The organism is Flavobacterium sp. 21.1, assembly GCF_057801535.1.
The window spans coordinates 1-1666 of sequence record NZ_JBYNXA010000015.1 but is presented as its reverse complement, the minus strand read 5'-3'; the positions used below and the strand labels follow the sequence as shown (position 1 = coordinate 1666).

Here is a 1666-nt window from a genome sequence, read left to right as displayed (position 1 = left end):
GTGCTTTTTAGTTATAACGTATTTTAAGAAGCAGTGCTTACTTCTTCACGATCATGAATTCAGAACGTCTGTTTTTAGCATGTTCTTCATCAGTACACTGATCGCACTGTACTTTTGGTTCGCTCTCACCATAACCTTGTCCTGAGATACGGTCTTTAGCGATTCCTTTGGAGATCACATATTGAACCGTAGCCTTGGCACGACGCTCGGATAAGTTCATATTGAATTTGTCCGTTCCGCGGTTATCCGTGTGCGCTTTAACCATAATTACCATGTTCGGGCTGTTTTTCATCACCTGAACCAGTTTGTCTAACTCAAATGCACCTTCTTTAGTAATATTGCTCTTGTTGTATTCAAAGAAGATATCGTTTAAGATAACCTCTGTTGGGGTTATGATCACATCGATCGGATCCAATTCAACCAACATCGGCATTTCACCGCCTTTGGATTTATCAACCGCGATGGTTTTGCTCACAAAACCGTCTTTTGACACTTGTAACGTGTATGATCTGTCACACTCCGTTGCGTATGTTGCCAATCCGTCCATTGCTGTGGTCTTGGTTTCGATCATGTTGTTTCTATCGTCTAAGATAGCAACGGCTGCTCCTGATAAGACAGCACCGGTTTTAGCATTCTTAACCGTAGTGTTCAACTGTACCCCACAGATCGGGATGGCCATGTAGATATCATCCTGACCGCCTCGGTTACTCGAGTAGAATCCGATGTTCTTCTCTTTGTGGAACGTGAAAGCGAAATCGTCTTTCTCCGAGTTGATCGGTTTACCAACGTTTTTCACTTCGCCGCCTTTCTCAAGGTCTACCACAAAAACATCCAATCCTCCGAATCCCTGTCTGGAATCCGATGAGAAGTATAGTTTGTTATCATCGCTGATGAAAGGGAAGTTCTCTCTTCCTTCAGTGTTGATCTTCGGTCCAAGGTTCTCCGGTGTACCGTAAGTGTTGTCGCCCGTGATGGCTACTTTCCAGATATCCGCTCCACCAAGGGTGCCCGGCATGTTCGAGGAGAAGTACAATGTTTTTCCGTCTTTGGACAAACTCGGGTTTCCTACCTGATAGTCTTTGTTGTTGAACGGAAGCGCCTGTACGTTACCCCATTTACCATCTACTTTGGTAGCTTTGAAAAGTCCTACCTTACCGTATTTGATCTTCTTTTCCTTGTCTTTATCGAAGACTTTGTCCCTAAAGGTCTCGCTGGCAAAGTACATGGTGCTGCCGTCTTGGCTTATCGTAGCCGGTCCGTCATGCCATTTACTGTTGATGCCTTCTGCTTCGGTTGGTTTGCTGAAGGTACCGTCATCGTTTCGGGTAGCCTTGTACAAGTCAAGGTAAGGCTCGTCGTTCCATCCGTAGCTTTTCTTGGCCGTGTTCCTTGCTGTTGCAAAGTATAGGGTGTTGTCGTTTGCCAGCACCGCTCCGAAATCCGATTTCTCGCTGTTGATATCCATGTTCTTGGTATCGAACATCTTCTGTTGATCGGTAAGTCTCGGGATGTAGTTCGGCTCTTTCTTAAAGGCGATCGCTCTTTGGTCGTTTGGCGCCATAGAAGCGAACTTCTCCATCTGTTTGTTGGAAGCCTCATACTGACCATTGGCTTTCAGCATCTGCGCATAGCGGTAGTATACCTCGGCATCCTGTTTCTCCTCCGT

At 45.7% G+C, this 1666-nt stretch carries 1 protein-coding gene; it reads right to left on the bottom strand.

Features of this window, described 5'->3' with window-relative positions; all coding sequences use genetic code 11:
• Positions 1–37 precede the first annotated feature (37 nt).
• On the bottom strand, positions 38–1666 hold a 1629-nt coding region (locus AC3E9U_RS16100; protein ID WP_488747954.1), incomplete at its 5' end, for an OmpA family protein.